Origin of the sequence: Kitasatospora sp. NPDC058162, from assembly GCF_042884005.1 — a bacterium.
Lineage (GTDB): Bacteria > Actinomycetota > Actinomycetes > Streptomycetales > Streptomycetaceae > Kitasatospora.
Window position 1 is genome coordinate 102445 of sequence record NZ_JBHVUS010000010.1, and the last position, 15702, is coordinate 118146.

At 71.4% G+C, this 15702-nt stretch carries 16 protein-coding genes; 1 reads left to right on the top strand and 15 read right to left on the bottom strand.

The annotated features are described in order from the left end of the window. Nucleotides 1-28: 28 nt before the first annotated feature. From rpoZ to pyrR, 11 genes are all read right to left on the bottom strand, one after another. Nucleotides 29-298, bottom strand: a complete 270-nt coding sequence (gene rpoZ, locus ACFVXG_RS21195) for a DNA-directed RNA polymerase subunit omega (protein ID WP_188297240.1) — start codon at nt 296-298, stop codon at nt 29-31. A gap of 37 nt (nt 299-335) precedes the next feature. Continuing rightward, nucleotides 336-893, bottom strand: a complete 558-nt coding sequence (gmk, locus tag ACFVXG_RS21200; protein WP_387929632.1) for a guanylate kinase — start codon at nt 891-893, stop codon at nt 336-338. 49 nt (nt 894-942) lie between these two features. Beyond that, the gene (gene mihF / locus ACFVXG_RS21205) at nt 943-1269 is read right to left on the bottom strand and encodes an integration host factor, actinobacterial type (protein WP_030290269.1); all 327 of its coding nucleotides are present in this window, start codon (nt 1267-1269) and stop codon (nt 943-945) included. Nucleotides 1270-1676: 407 nt separating this feature from the next. Further along, nucleotides 1677-2510 (bottom strand): orotidine-5'-phosphate decarboxylase, encoded by an 834-nt coding sequence (gene pyrF / locus ACFVXG_RS21210; RefSeq protein ID WP_387929633.1) that lies wholly within the window; start codon nt 2508-2510, stop codon nt 1677-1679. A gap of 38 nt (nt 2511-2548) precedes the next feature. Further along, nucleotides 2549-3652 (bottom strand): quinone-dependent dihydroorotate dehydrogenase, encoded by a 1104-nt coding sequence (locus ACFVXG_RS21215; RefSeq protein WP_387929635.1) that lies wholly within the window; start codon nt 3650-3652, stop codon nt 2549-2551. A gap of 89 nt (nt 3653-3741) precedes the next feature. Then, nucleotides 3742-7050, bottom strand: coding sequence for a carbamoyl-phosphate synthase large subunit (carB, locus tag ACFVXG_RS21220; RefSeq protein WP_387929637.1), 3309 nt, complete (start codon nt 7048-7050; stop codon nt 3742-3744). Continuing rightward, the gene (gene carA, locus ACFVXG_RS21225; protein WP_375889935.1) at nt 7043-8200 is read right to left on the bottom strand and encodes a glutamine-hydrolyzing carbamoyl-phosphate synthase small subunit; all 1158 of its coding nucleotides are present in this window, start codon (nt 8198-8200) and stop codon (nt 7043-7045) included. Before carA ends, carB begins: the two co-directional genes overlap by 8 nt. Continuing rightward, entirely contained in the window at nt 8197-8769 is a 573-nt protein-coding gene (locus ACFVXG_RS21230; RefSeq protein WP_350508641.1) for a hypothetical protein, read from the bottom strand. Before ACFVXG_RS21230 ends, carA begins: the two co-directional genes overlap by 4 nt. Beyond that, the gene (locus ACFVXG_RS21235) at nt 8766-10070 is read right to left on the bottom strand and encodes a dihydroorotase (protein ID WP_387929640.1); all 1305 of its coding nucleotides are present in this window, start codon (nt 10068-10070) and stop codon (nt 8766-8768) included. The genes ACFVXG_RS21230 and ACFVXG_RS21235 overlap by 4 nt, the downstream gene beginning before the upstream one ends. Further along, nucleotides 10067-11053 carry an aspartate carbamoyltransferase catalytic subunit gene (locus ACFVXG_RS21240; RefSeq protein ID WP_350508642.1) on the bottom strand — a complete coding sequence of 329 codons (987 nt, stop codon included), beginning with the start codon at nt 11051-11053 and terminating at the stop codon, nt 10067-10069. The genes ACFVXG_RS21235 and ACFVXG_RS21240 overlap by 4 nt, the downstream gene beginning before the upstream one ends. A 4-nt stretch (nt 11054-11057) precedes the next feature. Further along, complete coding sequence (pyrR, locus tag ACFVXG_RS21245; RefSeq protein WP_387929642.1) at nt 11058-11681, bottom strand: bifunctional pyr operon transcriptional regulator/uracil phosphoribosyltransferase PyrR; 624 nt, start codon at nt 11679-11681, stop codon at nt 11058-11060. A gap of 330 nt (nt 11682-12011) precedes the next feature. Between pyrR and ACFVXG_RS21250 the strand changes: the two genes are divergently transcribed. Continuing rightward, nucleotides 12012-12515, top strand: coding sequence for a transcriptional regulator (locus ACFVXG_RS21250; RefSeq protein WP_030056198.1), 504 nt, complete (start codon nt 12012-12014; stop codon nt 12513-12515). Nucleotides 12516-12630: 115 nt separating this feature from the next. Here the strand turns inward: ACFVXG_RS21250 and ACFVXG_RS21255 are convergent, their stop codons facing one another. From ACFVXG_RS21255 to efp, 4 genes are all read right to left on the bottom strand, one after another. Next, entirely contained in the window at nt 12631-13551 is a 921-nt protein-coding gene (locus ACFVXG_RS21255) for a hypothetical protein (RefSeq protein ID WP_387929644.1), read from the bottom strand. A gap of 163 nt (nt 13552-13714) precedes the next feature. Next, nucleotides 13715-14536: a thioesterase family protein gene (locus ACFVXG_RS21260; protein ID WP_387929646.1), complete on the bottom strand. Its 822-nt coding sequence runs from the start codon at nt 14534-14536 to the stop codon at nt 13715-13717. A 147-nt stretch (nt 14537-14683) separates the two neighbouring features. Continuing rightward, nucleotides 14684-15121: a transcription antitermination factor NusB gene (gene nusB, locus ACFVXG_RS21265; RefSeq protein WP_350508646.1), complete on the bottom strand. Its 438-nt coding sequence runs from the start codon at nt 15119-15121 to the stop codon at nt 14684-14686. Nucleotides 15122-15125: 4 nt separating this feature from the next. Next, nucleotides 15126-15689: an elongation factor P gene (gene efp / locus ACFVXG_RS21270; protein ID WP_387929648.1), complete on the bottom strand. Its 564-nt coding sequence runs from the start codon at nt 15687-15689 to the stop codon at nt 15126-15128. Nucleotides 15690-15702: the final 13 nt, after the last annotated feature.

Sequence of the window (15702 nt, forward strand, 5' to 3'; positions counted from 1 at the left end):
GCCCTCCGGGAAAAGGTGCGGGGGTGCCTCAGGCGGCGCCCTCGACCGCCTCGGCGGTCAGCATGCCGGCGTTGATCTCGCGCAGCGCGATCGACAGCGGCTTCTCGTGCACGTGGGTGTCGACCAGCGGGCCGACGTACTCCAGCAGGCCCTCGCCGAGCTGGGAGTAGTAAGCGTTGATCTGACGCGCGCGCTTGGCGGCGTAGATCACGAGGCTGTACTTCGAGTCGGTGGCCTCAAGCAGCTCGTCGATCGGCGGGTTGATGATGCCCTCGGGCGCGGTCATGGAAGAGGACACGCGAAAACCTTCCGAAAGGGTGGAAAAGACTGACAGGTCAGGCTACACCGAGCAAGGCTAGCAGTTCGGCCGCTACCTGCTCGACGGAGGTGTTGACAAGGGTCGTGTCGAACTCGGTCTCGGCCGCGAGCTCGATCTTGGCCGCCTGCAGCCGCCGCTCGATCACGTCCTGCGACTCCGTACCCCGGCCGGTCAGCCGGCGGACCAGCTCGTCCCAGCTCGGCGGGGCCAGGAAGACCAGCTGGGCCTCCGGCATCGACTCGCGCACCTGACGGGCACCCTGGAGGTCGATCTCCAGCAGGACGGGCTCGCCGCGCTCCAGCTTCTCCAGCACCGCCGCACGCGGGGTGCCGTAGCGGTTGCCCGCGAACTCGGCCCACTCCAGCAGCTCGCCGTTGGCGATCAGCTTGTCGAACTCGTCGTTGTCGACGAAGTGGTACTGGACCCCGTTCTTCTCACCGGGCCTCGGGTGGCGGGTGGTGGCCGACACCGAGAGCCAGACCTCGGGGTGCATCTTCCTCATATGAGCGACGACCGTGCTCTTGCCGACCCCCGAGGGGCCGGAGAGCACGGTCAGCCGCGGACGCTCACTCATGCACCGATTATCCCGGATCGCGGACGATCCTGGGACCACGGGGGCACGGTCAGGCGGCGCCACCGCCGAACTCCCGCTCCAGGGAAGCGATCTGGTTCGTTCCGAGACCACGGACACGGCGGCTCTCGCTGATGCCGAGGCGCTCCATGATCTGCTTGGCACGAACCTTGCCGACGCCCGGAAGGGACTCCAGCAGGGCCGACACCTTCATCTTGCCGATGACGTCGTTGTCGTTCTTGCCGGCCTTGATCACCTCGTGCAGGGAGGCGCCGGAGTGCTTGAGCCGGTTCTTGACCTCGGCGCGCTCCCGGCGAGCCTCGGCGGCCTTGGCGAGCGCGGCGGTGCGCTGTTCAGGGGTAAGGGGCGGAAGAGCCACGCCGTTCACCTCAGGGTGTGGAAGGAAGGGATTGAGCTATGACTGGTTTGGTACCGAGGACACCGTCCGCAAGGGGAGCCCAATGGGGAACCACAGGGCCCTGACCTGCGGGAGCTACGGGTTTCGCGGCTCGCCGATGACCTATCGCCGGACACTACCCGCATTGCGGCGCCGCGTCAGGAAAAGAACACGAAAAGTCCTGGTCAGCCAAGGCCGACCAGGACTTTCCAGGGCAAAATGACCGCGATTGCGAGACTTTGGCGGGGTCGATGTGACGGCGCTCACGTCAACTCCGGTGCCGCCCCGCCGTCCTGCGGACACTGCGCACGGTCACCGATCGGCTACCGCTCCCCTACCGGCCGGACCGCTTCCGCTACTTGACGGCTCCCGCCCGACGGCGTCCGCTCCTACTTGACGGCGTCCGCGAACTCCCCGACGAAGCGCTCCGCCGCCTCCCGCAGCGCCGGCACCGACGGACCGTGCTTGAGCACGTCCCGGCTGACGCTCGGCACCACGTTGATCACCGAGGCGCCGAACACCCGCGGCAGGTCCGCCATGGTCGCGCCCTGGGCGCCGATCCCGGGGGCCAGCAGCGGGCCGTTGATGGCCAGGTCCACGCCCGCGTCGGCCAGCGTCGCGCCGACCACCGCGCCGAAGGAGCCCAGCGGAGCGGCGTCCGCGTTCTCCGCGGCCAGCTGGCGCAGCACCGAGGCGGCGACCGGCTCGCCGTCCGCGCCGACGGCGCGCTGCACCTCGGCGCCCTCCGGGTTGGAGGTGAGCGCCAGCGCGAACACCCCGCAGCCCTGTTCGCGGGCCAGGTCCAGGGCCGGGCGCAGCGAGCCGAAGCCCAGGTACGGGCTGACCGTGAGGGCGTCCGAGAAGAGCGGGCTGGCGGGCGACAGGAAGGCCTCCGCGTAGGCGGCCATGGTGGAGCCGATGTCGCCGCGCTTGGCGTCCATCAGCACCAGCGCACCGGCCGCCCGGGCCTCCTCGACGGCCTTCTCCAGCACCGCGACGCCCTTGCTGCCGAAGCGCTCGAAGAAGGCGGCCTGCGGCTTGAGCACGGCGACCCGGTCGGCCAGGGCCTCCACCACGGTGCGGCTGAAGGTCTCCAGCCCGGCGAGGTCGTCGCCGAGCCCCCAGGCGGAGAGGAGGGAGGCGTGCGGGTCGATGCCGACGCAGAGCTGGCCTCGGGTGTCGAGGGCCTGGCGCAGCCGGGCGCCGAACGGGGCGAGGGTCATGTCGTCCTTTCCAGGATTTCCGGGTCCAGTACGGGGGTTCAGGAGCTGCGGACGGCGCTGCCGACGGCCGCGGCGAGGTCGCGGAAGCCCGCGCCGCGGAGCCGGGCGGAGAGGCCCCGGTGGATCCGGCGGCACCAGAACGGGCCCTCGTAGATGAAGGCGCTGTAGCCCTGCACGAGGTCGGCGCCGTGGATGATCCGCTGCCAGGCGTCCTCGGCGGTCTCCACGCCGCCGACCGAGACCAGGGTCAGCCGGCCCCCGGTGCGGGCGCGCAGCCGCTGCAGCACCTCCAGGGCGCGGGCCTTGAGCGGGGCGCCGGACAGGCCGCCCATGCCGATCTCCTCGACCCGCTGCGGGTCGGCCAGCAGACCGTCCCGGCCGATCGTGGTGTTGGTGGCGATGATGCCGTCCAGGCCCAGCTCCAGGGCGAGGTCGGCGACGGCGTCGACGTCCTCGTCGGCCAGGTCGGGGGCGATCTTGACCAGCAGCGGCACGTGGTGCGCGGTGGTGCGGTCGGCGGCCTCGCGCACGGCGGCGAGCAGCGGGCGCAGGTGGTCGACGGCCTGGAGGTTGCGCAGCCCGGGGGTGTTCGGGGAGCTGACGTTGACCACCAGGTAGTCGGCGTACTTGGCCAGCCGCTCGGTCGACTTGACGTAGTCGGCGACGGCGTCGGCCTCCTCGACCACCTTGGTCTTGCCGATGTTGACGCCGATCACCGGGGTGGAGCTGGTGTGCGGGCGGGCGGCCAGCCGGGCGGCGACCCGCGCCGAGCCCTGGTTGTTGAAGCCCATCCGGTTGATCAGCGCGCGGTCCTCGACCAGGCGGAACAGCCGGGGGGCCGGGTTGCCGGGCTGGGGCTCGCCGGTGATGGTGCCGATCTCGACGTAGTCGAAGCCGAGCATGGCCAGGCCGTCGATGCCGACGCCGTTCTTGTCGAACCCGGCCGCGAGCCCGAACGGGCCGGGCAGGTCGAGGCCGAGGGCCCGGGTGCGCAGCGCCCGGTCGCGCGGGGCGAGCACCAGCCGCACCAGGGTGCGCAGGCCGGGCACCGAGGAGGCCAGCCGGATCCAGAAGAAGGCGAGGTGGTGCGCCTTCTCGGGGTCCATCTTCTTGAAGACGAGGTCGAACAGGAACTTGTACAAAGCGGGATCAACTCCGAAGGCGGCAGCGGGTTCAGGGCATACGAGTGGGGGGCACCAATCCGGCTCCGGTGCCCCCCACTGCGGTGGTGCTACTTGCGGCCGGCGTTGATCAGCTCGGCGTGCTCCTGGAGCGACATCACTCCGACCTCGTCGCGCAGCAGCGCGTCCATGCCCTGGACCGCCGCGCCCATGGCCTGGACGGTGGTCAGGCAGGGCACCCCGCGGGAGACCGCCGCGGTGCGGATCTCGTAGCCGTCCAGGCGCCCGCCGGTGCCGTACGGCGTGTTGATGATCAGGTCCACCTCGCCGTCGTGGATCAGCTGGACGATGGTCTTCTCGCCGTTCGGGCCCTCGCCCTCGCTGTGCTTGCGCACCAGCGTGGACGGGATGCCGCCGCGCTGGAGCACCTCGGCGGTGCCGGCGGTGGCGAGCACCTCGAAGCCGAGGCCGACCAGCGCCCGGGCCGGGAAGACCAGGTTGCGCTTGTCCCGGTTGGCGACGGAGACGAAGACCTTGCCCTTGGTCGGCAGCGCGCCGTACGCGCCGGCCTGGGCCTTGGCGTAGGCGGTGCCGAAGACCTTGTCGATGCCCATGACCTCACCGGTCGAGCGCATCTCCGGGCCGAGCACGGTGTCCACGCCGCGGCCGTGGATGTCGCGGAAGCGGCTCCACGGCATCACGGCCTCCTTGACCGCGATCGGCGCGTCGGCCGGCAGCGTGCCGCCGTCGCCCTCGGCCGGAAGCAGGCCCTCGGCGCGCAGCTCGGCGATGGTGGCGCCGAGCGAGATCCGGGCGGCGGCCTTGGCCAGCGGCACCGCGGTCGCCTTGGAGGTGAACGGGACGGTGCGGGAGGCGCGCGGGTTGGCCTCCAGCACGTAGAGGATGTCCCCGGCCAGCGCGAACTGGATGTTGATCAGGCCGCGGACGCCGACACCGCGCGCGATGGCCTCGGTGGAGGTGCGCAGGCGCTTGATGTCGTAGCCGCCGAGGGTGATCGGGGGCAGCGCGCAGGCGGAGTCGCCGGAGTGGATGCCGGCCTCCTCGATGTGCTCCATGACGCCGCCGAGGTAGAGCTCGGTGCCGTCGTAGAGCGCGTCGACGTCGATCTCCACCGCGTCGTCCAGGAAGCGGTCGATCAGCACCGGGTGCTCGGAGATCAGACCGGCGTGCCGCTCCAGGTAGGAGGCGAGCGAGGCCTCGTCGTAGACGATCTCCATGCCGCGGCCGCCGAGCACGTAGGACGGGCGGGCCAGCACGGGGTAGCCGATCTCGTCGGCGATCGCCTTGGCCTCCGCGAAGGAGAAGGCGGTGCCGTGCTTGGGGGCGGGCAGCCCGGCGTCGCGCAGCACGCGGCCGAAGGCGCCGCGCTCCTCGGCGAGGTCGATCGCCTCGGGCTGGGTGCCGACGATCGGCACGCCGTTGTCCTTGAGCGCCTGCGCCAGGCCCAGCGGGGTCTGGCCGCCGAGCTGGACGATCACACCGGCCAGCGGGCCGGCCTGCTGCTCGGCGTGGACGATCTCCAGCACGTCCTCCAGGGTGAGCGGCTCGAAGTAGAGCCGGTCGGAGGTGTCGTAGTCGGTGGAGACGGTCTCCGGGTTGCAGTTGACCATGACGGTCTCGAACCCGGCCTCGGCCAGCGCGAAGGAGGCGTGCACGCAGGAGTAGTCGAACTCGATGCCCTGGCCGATGCGGTTGGGGCCCGAGCCGAGGATGATCACGGCCGGCTTGGTGCGCGGGGCGACCTCGTTCTCCTCGTCGTAGGACGAGTAGAAGTACGGGGTCTTGGCGGCGAACTCGGCGGCGCAGGTGTCGACGGTCTTGAACACCGGGCGGATGCCGAGCGCGTGGCGCACCTCGCGGACGACGTCCGGGCGCAGGCCGCGGATCTCGCCGATCTGCTGGTCGGAGAAGCCGTGCCGCTTGGCGTGGCGCAGCAGCTCGGGGGTGAGCTCGGCGGCCTCGGCCAGCTCGCCGGCGATCTCGTCCAGCAGGAAGAGCTGGTCGACGAACCACGGGTCGATCTTCGTGTACTCGAAGACCTCCTCCGGGGTGGCGCCGGCCCGGATGGCGTCCATCACGGTGTTGATCCGGCCGTCGGTCGGCACGGTGGCCTTGACCAGCAGCTCGGTCTTGTCGCCGAGCGGGCCGGTCCAGTCGAACTGGGAGCCCTTCTTCTCCAGCGAGCGCAGCGCCTTCTGCAGCGCCTCGGGGAAGTTGCGGCCCATGGCCATGGCCTCGCCGACCGACTTCATGGTGGTGGTCAGCGTCGCGTCGGCGCTCGGGAACTTCTCGAACGCGAACCGCGGGACCTTGACCACGACGTAGTCGAGGGTCGGCTCGAAGGAGGCCGGGGTCTGCTCGGTGATGTCGTTGGGGATCTCGTCCAGCGTGTAGCCGACGGCCAGCTTGGCGGCGATCTTGGCGATCGGGAAGCCGGTGGCCTTGGAGGCGAGCGCCGAGGAGCGGGAGACGCGCGGGTTCATCTCGATGACGATGACCCGGCCGTCGTCGGGGTTGACGGCGAACTGGATGTTGCAGCCGCCGGTGTCGACGCCGACCTCGCGGATCACGGCGATGCCGATGTCGCGCAGGATCTGGTACTCGCGGTCGGTGAGGGTCATCGCCGGGGCGACGGTGATCGAGTCACCGGTGTGCACGCCCATCGGGTCGAAGTTCTCGATGGAGCAGACGACCACGACGTTGTCGTTCTTGTCGCGCATCAGCTCCAGCTCGTACTCCTTCCAGCCGAGGATGGACTCCTCCAGGAGCACCTCGGTGGTCGGCGAGAGGGCCAGGCCCTGGCCGGCGATGCGGCGCAGGTCCTCCTCGTTGTGGGCGAAGCCGGAGCCGGCGCCGCCCATGGTGAAGGAGGGGCGCACCACGACCGGGTAGCCGCCGAGCGTGTCGACGCCGGCCAGCACCTCGTCCATGGTGTGGCAGATGACCGAGCGGGCGGACTCGCCGTGGCCGATCTTGGCCTTGACGGCCTCGACGACGCCCTTGAACAGCTCGCGGTCCTCGCCCTTGTTGATCGCCACCACGTCGGCGCCGATCAGCTCGACGCCGTACTTCTCCAGCGTGCCGGCGCTGTGCAGCGAGATCGCGGTGTTGAGCGCGGTCTGGCCGCCCAGGGTCGGCAGCAGCGCGTCGGGGCGCTCCTTGGCGATGATCTTCTCGACGAAGTCCGGGGTGATCGGCTCGACGTAGGTGGCGTCGGCGATCTCCGGGTCGGTCATGATCGTGGCCGGGTTGGAGTTGACCAGCACGACCCGCAGGCCCTCGGCCTTGAGGACGCGGCAGGCCTGGGTGCCCGAGTAGTCGAACTCGGCGGCCTGGCCGATGACGATCGGGCCGGAGCCGATCACCAGGACGGACTTGATGTCAGTGCGCTTAGGCACGCTGGCCCTCCATGAGCTTCACGAAGCGGTCGAACAGGTAGGCGGCGTCGTGCGGGCCGGCGGCCGCTTCGGGGTGGTACTGCACGCTGAAGGCGGGGACGTCGAGCGCCTGCAGGCCCTCGACCACGTCGTCGTTGAGGCAGACGTGGGAGACCTCGACCCGCCCGTAGGGGGTGTCGCTCACCTTGTCCAGCGGCGCGTTCACGGCGAAGCCGTGGTTGTGGGCGGTCACCTCGACCTTGCCGGTGGTGCGGTCCTGCACCGGCTGGTTGATGCCGCGGTGGCCGTACTTGAGCTTGTAGGTGCCGAAGCCGAGGGCGCGGCCGAGGATCTGGTTGCCGAAGCAGATCCCGAAGAACGGGGTCGCCCGCTCCAGCACGCCCTGCGCGACGGCGACCTGGTGGTCGGCGGTGGCCGGGTCGCCCGGGCCGTTGGAGAAGAACACGCCGTCGGGGTTGACCGCGTAGACGTCCTCCAGCGTGGAGTTGGCCGGCAGCACGTGCACCTCGATGCCGCGCTCGGCCATCCGCTGCGGGGTCATCGCCTTGATGCCGAGGTCCAGCGCGGCGACGGTGAACTTCTTCTCACCGACGGCGGGCACGATGTACGGCTCGGTGGTGGCGACCTCGGCGCAGAGGTCGGCGCCCTTCATCTCGGGCGACTGCTGCACCCGGGCGAGCAGGGCGGCCGGGTCGGCCAGCGCCTCGCCGGAGAAGATGCCGCAGCGCATCGCGCCGCGCTCGCGCAGGTGGCGGGTCAGCGCGCGGGTGTCGATGCCGCTGATGCCGACGACGCCCTGGCGGGTCAGCTCCTCGTCCAGCGAGCGGCGGGAGCGCCAGTTGGACGCCACCCGGGCGGGGTCGCGGACGACGTAGCCGGCCACCCAGATCTGCTTGGACTCGTCGTCCTCGTCGTTCCAGCCGGTGTTGCCGATCTGCGGCGCGGTCATCACGACCACCTGGCGGTGGTACGACGGGTCGGTGAGGGTCTCCTGGTAACCGGACATGCCGGTGTTGAAGACCGCCTCGCCGAAGGTCTCGCCGGTGGCGCCGTAGGCCTGGCCGCGGAAGGTCCGGCCGTCCTCCAGGACGAGCACGGCGGGGATGCGCTCCCGCCGTTGGCGCTGCGTGGTGGGGGCAGGTGCGGTCATTGCGCGGCCTCTTCCGTCTTCTTCGTCTTCGTAGTACGTGTTGCGAGCTCGTTGATCGCCTCGACCCAGGCGGCGTGCTCATCGGGGTGGTCGGCCCGGAAGCCGGAGTCCAGCTCGGCGCCCTCGTGGGCCCAGGTGACGACGAGCAGTCCGGAGGGGACGACCTTTCCGGCGATCCCGGAGTCCGTCCGGGCACCGGTGAGGTGCTCGGCCGGGATCCAGAAGTCGACGTCGCCGGGGCGCTGCACCAGCAGGCCGTCCGCGCCGAGCGTGAGGTCGGCCCGGCTGCGGGTGCCCAGGCCGTGCGCGACGACCCGGTCGAGCCAGTTCCCGGCGGTGGTGGTGCCGTGGTACCGGCCGCTGGTCTCCAGGATGGTGCGTCCGGCGCGGGCCGGCACGGCGGGCAGCGGCGGGATCCCGGACTGCAGGGTGCGCCGCCAGTTCCAGCCCTGGCGCATCAGCCAGTAGACCAGGCCGATGATGATCAGCAGCCCGATCGACCAGCCGATGTAGCCCGGCCAGTCGGTGACCTTCGCCTGCTCCCTGGCGAGCGTGGCGTAGCCGGTCACACCAGCCCGCCCTGCTCGGCCAGCTCGCCGGCCAGCACGGTGGCGCGGCCGCGCAGGAAGGTGGCGTGCACCCGTCCGGGCAGGTCCATGCCCTTGTAAGGGGTGTTGCGGCTGCGGGTGGCGAAGGTCTCGGGGTTCACGGCACCACGGTACGCGGGATCGAACAGCACCAGGTTCGCGGGCTCACCCACCGAGATCGGCCGACCGTGGCCGGTGAGACGGCCGATCCGGGCCGGGCGGTGCGACATCCGGTCCGCGACGCCCTCCCAGTTCAGCAGGCCGGTGTCGACCATGGTCTGCTGGACGACCGACAGCGCGGTCTCCAGGCCGACCATGCCCATCGCGGCCACGGCCCACTCGCAGTCCTTGTCCTCGGCCGGGTGCGGCGCGTGGTCGGTGGCGACGGCGTCGATGGTGCCGTCGGCCAGCGCCTTGCGCAGCGCCTGGACGTCCTCGGCGGTGCGCAGCGGCGGGTTCACCTTGTACACCGGGTCGTAGGAGCGGACCAGCTCGTCGGTGAGCAGCAGGTGGTGCGGGGTGACCTCGGCGGTGACGTCCCAGCCCTTGGACTTGGCCCAGCGGACGATCTCGACCGAGCCGGCCGTGGAGAGGTGGCAGACGTGCAGCCGGGAGCCGACGTGCGCGGCGAGCAGCACGTCGCGGGCGATGATCGACTCCTCGGCGACGGCCGGCCAGCCGCCCAGCCCGAGCTCGCCGGAGACCTGGCCCTCGTTCATCTGGGCGCCCTCGGTCAGCCGCGGCTCCTGGGCGTGCTGGGCGACGACGCCGTCGAAGGCCTTGACGTACTCCAGGGCGCGGCGCATCAGCACCGCGTCGTCCACGCACTTGCCGTCGTCGGAGAAGACCCGGACGCCGGCCGCGGACTCGTGCATCGCGCCGAGCTCGGCGAGCTTCTTGCCCTCCAGGCCGACAGTGACGGCGCCGACCGGCTGCACGTCGCAGTAGCCGGCCTCCTGGCCGAGCCGCCAGACCTGCTCGACCACACCGGCGGTGTCGGCCACCGGGGTGGTGTTGGCCATCGCGTGCACGGCGGTGAAGCCGCCCATCGCGGCGGCCTGGGTGCCGGTGAGCACGGTCTCGGCGTCCTCGCGGCCGGGCTCGCGCAGGTGGGTGTGGAGGTCGACCAGGCCGGGCAGGGCGATCATGCCGGTGGCGTCGATCTCGATGTCCGCCTCGACCGCCAGGCCGGTGCCGATCGCCTGGACGACACCGTCGGCGAGGTGGAGGTCCTGCGGGGCGCCGCCCAGGATCTTGGCGTTGCGGATCAGGTAGCTGGTCACTGAGCGGTCTCCACGGAGTCGGTGCGGGGGGCGGCGGGGGCGTCTGCGAGGGTGGCGCCGCCGAGCAGCAGGTACAGGACGGCCATCCGGACGGAGACGCCGTTGGCGACCTGCTCGACCACGGTGCAGCGCGGCGAGTCGGCGACCTCGGCGGTGATCTCCATGCCGCGGACCATCGGGCCGGGGTGCATCACGATGGCGTGCCCGGGCAGCTGGGCCATCCGGATGCCGTTCATGCCGTAGCGGCGGCTGTACTCGCGCTCGGTCGGGAAGAACGCGGCGTTCATCCGCTCGCGCTGCACCCGCAGCATCATCAGCGCGTCGGTCTTGGGCAGCACGCTGTCGAGGTCGTAGCTGACCTCGCAGGGCCAGTTCTCGATGCCGATCGGCAGCAGGGTCGGCGGGGCGACGAAGGTCACCTGGGCGCCGAGGGTGGTCAGCAGGTGCACGTTGGAGCGGGCGACCCGGCTGTGCAGGATGTCGCCGACGATGGTGACCCGGCGGCCGGCCAGGTCGTTACCGAGGCCGGCGTTGAGGTGGCGGCGCATGGTGAAGGCGTCGAGCAGCGCCTGGGTGGGGTGCTCGTGGGTGCCGTCACCGGCGTTGATCACGCTGCCGTGCAGCCAGTCGGACTGGGCCAGCCGGGCCGGCGCGCCCGAGGCGTGGTGGCGGATGACGACCGCGTCGGCGCCCATCGCCTGGAGGGTCAGCGCGGTGTCCTTGAGGCTCTCGCCCTTGGAGACGGACGAGCCCTTGGCGGAGAAGTTGATGACGTCCGCGGACAGTCGCTTCTCCGCGGCCTCGAAGGAGGTCTTGGTGCGGGTGGAGTCCTCGAAGAAGAGGTTGACGACGGTGCGGCCGCGCAGCGTGGGGAGCTTCTTGACGGCCCGGCCGGAGAGCTGGGCGAGCTCCTCGGCGGTGTCCAGGATCAGCAGCGCGTCGTCGCGGCTGAGATCTGCGGCGGAGACGAGGTGGCGCTTCACGCGGCTACTCCGGGAGGTGCGGTTCGGTGGGCTGGGAGGCCAGGGCCTGCGAGCTGCGGGAGGCGTGGTCGCGGTCGCCGACCAGGACGGCGTCCACGCCGTCGGTGTCGGCCAGGCGGACCTGCACGGCCTCGCGCAGCGAGGTGGGGAGGTTCTTGCCCACGTAGTCGGCCCGGATCGGCAGCTCGCGGTGGCCGCGGTCGACCAGGACGGCGAGCTGGACGGCGCGCGGGCGGCCGATGTCGCTCAGCGCGTCGAGCGCGGCGCGGATGGTGCGGCCGGAGAACAGCACGTCGTCGACGAGGATGACGAGCTTGCCGTCGATGCCGCCGGGCGGGATCTCGGTGTGCTCCAGGGCGCGGGCGGGCTTCAGCCGCAGGTCGTCCCGGTACATGGTGATGTCCAGGGTGCCCAGCGGGATGTCGCGTCCGGTGATCTGGGCCAGCCGGTCGTGCAGGCGGCGGGCGAGGTGGACGCCCCTGGTGTGGATGCCGAGCAGCACGACGTCCTCCGCGCCCTTGGCGCGCTCGACGATCTCGTGCGCTATCCGGGTGACGACCCGGGCGATGTCCGTGCCGTCCAGCACCTGGTGCGGCGGTCGCGGCGTCTGTTCCTGGTGTGTGGTCATGCCGAAGCGGACCTCCTTCCCCGCCTCACTGGACGGGCCTTAAAGGATGTCTGGGATTCGCCCCCGCCGACCGGGCGCGGGCTTCGGGTCATCCTATCAGCGCGCCGGGAGGCAAACGGACCTCCATCATTCCGCTTCACCGGGTTCACGCAGCGGACGCGCCGAGGATGCGGGCCATTCGCACGACTGCCCCATTCGGCTTGACGCAACTACCTTACTCTACGTAACCTCACAGTGAGTTACGAGACAGGCGTCGAACCCACCGGTAACGACGCCGGCAACGCCCGTGACCCACCACTGAACGCGAAGCAATCTCGTCCGGGGAGATCAATGTCCAGCGACTACGCGAAGCAGCTCGGAGGCAAGCTCCGAGCGATCCGCACCCAGCAGGGGCTCTCCCTGCACGGTGTCGAGGAGAAGTCCCAGGGGCGCTGGAAGGCAGTCGTCGTCGGCTCGTACGAGCGCGGCGACCGTGCGGTCACCGTGCAGCGGCTGGCCGAACTCGCCGAGTTCTACGGCGTGCCGGTGCAGGAGCTCCTGCCCGGCGGCACCCCCGGCGGCGCGGCCGAGCCGCCGCCGCGCCTGGTCCTCGACCTGGAGAGACTGACCCAGGTCCCGTCGGAGAAGGCCGGACCGCTGCAGCGCTACGCTGCGACGATCCAGAGCCAGCGCGGCGACTACAACGGCAAGGTCCTCTCGATCCGCCAGGACGACCTGCGCACGCTGGCCGTGATCTACGACCAGTCGCCGTCGATCCTCACCGAGCAGCTGATCTCCTGGGGCGTGCTCAACCCCGACGCGCGCCGCGCGGTGCGCGAGGAGGACGCGAGCTGACGCTCGCCCGCACCCGGTTCCCCCCGCGGGGACCGAGCATTGGCAAGCAGAAACGTCACGGCGCGGTGCCCCGGACCCGGGGTGCCGCGCCTTGGCGTTCCCTACCGCCACCGGCTCAGCAGACCGTCCCCAGGCTGTAGCCCGGCTGCGCCGCGACCCCGTCCAGCCGGACCGGGCGGGCGGCCGGCGCCCAGTCCGGCCCGCCGCTCGACCAGGCCCAGGCGGCCGGCAGGTACTCCCCGCAGGAGGCCGCCGAGCCCTGCGAGCCGTGCAGCACCGCGACGGCCGGCAGCTCCAGCGCCAGCCCGGCGCACAGCACCGCGCAGACCAGCTCCAGGTCCTCGTCGTTGATCCGCACCACGCCGTCCTCCCACTGCAGGACCCGGGCCGCCGCGGCCAGCCGCCCGCCCGGCGCGTCCACCCGCAGGCGCAGCTCGTACACCCCGGCGCCCGCGCCGACCAGCATCCGGCGGAACACCTCGGCACCGCGCTGGTAGGCGGCCCGCACCCAGCGCGCGTGCTCCTCGTCGACCTCCTCGGCGCCCCCGTACAGCCCGCCGTCGAGCAGCAGGTCGGCATGGCAGAGCGTCAGCCCGTTCTCCCGGGCGCGGACCAGCCGCGGCACGAAGTCCCCCGCCAGTTCCTCGCCCTGATAGGGCAGCAGCTGGGTCTGCAGCGGCGGGTTGACCAGGTATCGGTCGCGGGCGGCGGGCTCGGCCGGGTCCAGGCCGTGCAGCAGGCAGAACTCCTCGAAGTCCTGCGGGTGGAACATCCGGGCCCGGACGGTCTCGAACCGCTCCAGCGCGTCGGCCAGCAGCTCGGCGGTGTCGGCCAGGTAGTGCTCGTAGTCGGGGGCGTCACAGACCCCCTGGGCGCGGGCCCGCGCGAAGTCCGCGGCGTTGGTGAGCACCCCGAGGACGAACGCCTGCTCGGCCCCCTCGACCCGCTGCGGCCGGTGCGGCGCCCGTAGCGCGGGGCGCAGGCCGCCGGCCGTGCAGTCGGAGTTGCGGCGGGCGCGGCCCTTGCGGCTGGTCATCGGTGGCTCCTTGCGTCGGCGGGCGGCTGTCGGGTGGTCACGGTCAGCGGCTGGGCTCGCCGCTGACCGTGTTACTCCCCAGTTCCGCGCGCCACACACGTACGGCGTGTCACAGGAATGTAACCACCGGTAATAGGCCGCACGGCGACCCCGCGCGAGGACCTCAGCGCGGCACCCGGGCCAGCTGGCGGGACTGGGCGACCAGGCGGCCGGCCTCGTCCCAGACCTCGGCGTCCTCCTCGAAGTAGCCGCCGGCCACGTTGCGGGTGGAGTGGACGACCCGCAGCCAGCCCGGGGCGGGCTTGGCCCGCAGGTGGACGGTCAGTTCGACGGTCGGCGCCCAGCCGGGCAGGCCGAGGTCGAAGGTGACCGGCGGCAGCGCGTCGGCGACCAGCAGGAGCAGCAGCGGGTCGGGGTCGCGGCCGTCGGCGAGCCGGAACCAGCCCTGGATCCGGCCGTTGCCGGAGGGCTGGCCGAGCGCCCAGCCGACGGTGGCCGGGTCGAGCCGCAGGTCGAAGCGCTCCAGCAGGGCGGCCTGCTCGATCAGCTGCCTGGGCGCGTGCTCGATGCCGATGCACTGGTCCGGCGGCGGCAGCTGCGGCGGGGTCGCGGTGGTGCGCACCTCGCCGTCGGCGGTGGCGAGGTCGCCGTGGCTGGCCACCACGCGCAGGCGTTCGACGCCGTCCTGGCTGAGCGAGGCGGTGCCGGTGGACAGCCCGCGGCCGGTGCGCAGCACCTCGGTGCGGACGGTGGCCGGGCCGGGGGTGGAGGCGGACAGGTAGTAACCACTGATCGACACCGGGTCGGGGTGCTGTCCGTGCTCCAGCGACAGCGCGTGTCCGGCCACGGCGAGCAGCAGCCCGCCGTTGACCCCGCCGCCGATCTGCCAGCCGGCGCCGAGCTCGGCCTCGTAGCGGCCGGCTTCCTCGGGGTGTCTGGTGAGGGCGATGCCCCGGTCGAACTCGCTGCGGGTCGCGGTGGTCATGGGTGTGGCCTGCCCTTCGGGTCGCCGGCGGGTTCACCAGCGAAGTTACTGACGAGTAGGTCCCACATTACGCCCCCCGGGTGAAACGCGAAACGGCCGTCGGACCCGAAATTCTCGGGTCCGACGGCCGTCGGCGGGCATCACCGGTTACCGGCGGATGCTCGGCTTCAGCTCCAGGAAGCGGGCGAGCATGCCGTTGACGAAGGCCGGGGAGTCGTCCGTGGAGAACTCCTTGGCGATCTCGACGGACTCGTCCAGGACGACCGCGTCCGGAACGCCGTCCTCCCAGATCAGCTCGTACGCGCCGAGCCGCAGGACGTTGCGGTCCACGATCGGCATCCGGTCGAGGGTCCAGCCCACCGCGTACTGCTCGATCAGGTCGTCGATGCGACGCGCGTGCTGGACGTACCCCTCGATGAGCTCCATGGTGTACTCGCCCACCTGCGGGGTGCCCTCGTCGGGCTTGGGCTCGCGGGCGCGGGCCACCCAGTCGGCGAGGACCTGCTGCGGGTCGACCCCGCGGTGGTCGGCCTCGAAGAGGATCTGGAAGGCCCGAGTGCGGGCCTTGCTACGTGCGGCCGACACGGACTTACTTCACCCGGCCGAGGTAGCTGCCGTCGCGGGTGTCGACCTTGACCTTCTCGCCGGTGACGACGAAGAGCGGGACCTGGATCTCGGCACCGGTCTCCAGGGTGGCCGGCTTGGTGCCACCGGTGGAGCGGTCGCCCTGGACGCCCGGCTCGGTGTGGGCGATGGTCAGCTCGACGGAGGTCGGGAGCTCGATGTAGAGCACCGCGCCGTCGTTCTGCGCGACCAGGGCCTCGAAGCCCTCCAGCAGGTAGTTGGCGGCGTCACCGACGACGGCCGGCTCGATGGTGAGCTGGTCGTAGGTGTCCATGTCCATGAACACGAAGTTCTCGCCGTCCTTGTACGAGAACTGCATGCCGCGCTTGTCGACGTTGGCGGTCTCGACCTTGGTGCCGGCGTTGAAGGTCTTGTCGACGACCTTGCCCGTCAGGACCTCCTTGAGCTTCGTACGCACGAAGGCCGGGCCCTTGCCGGGCTTGACGTGCTGGAACTCGACGACGGACCAGAGCTTGCCGCCCTCCAGCTTGAGGACCATGCCGTTCTTGAGATCGTTCGTGGAAGCCACGGGCGCACTAACT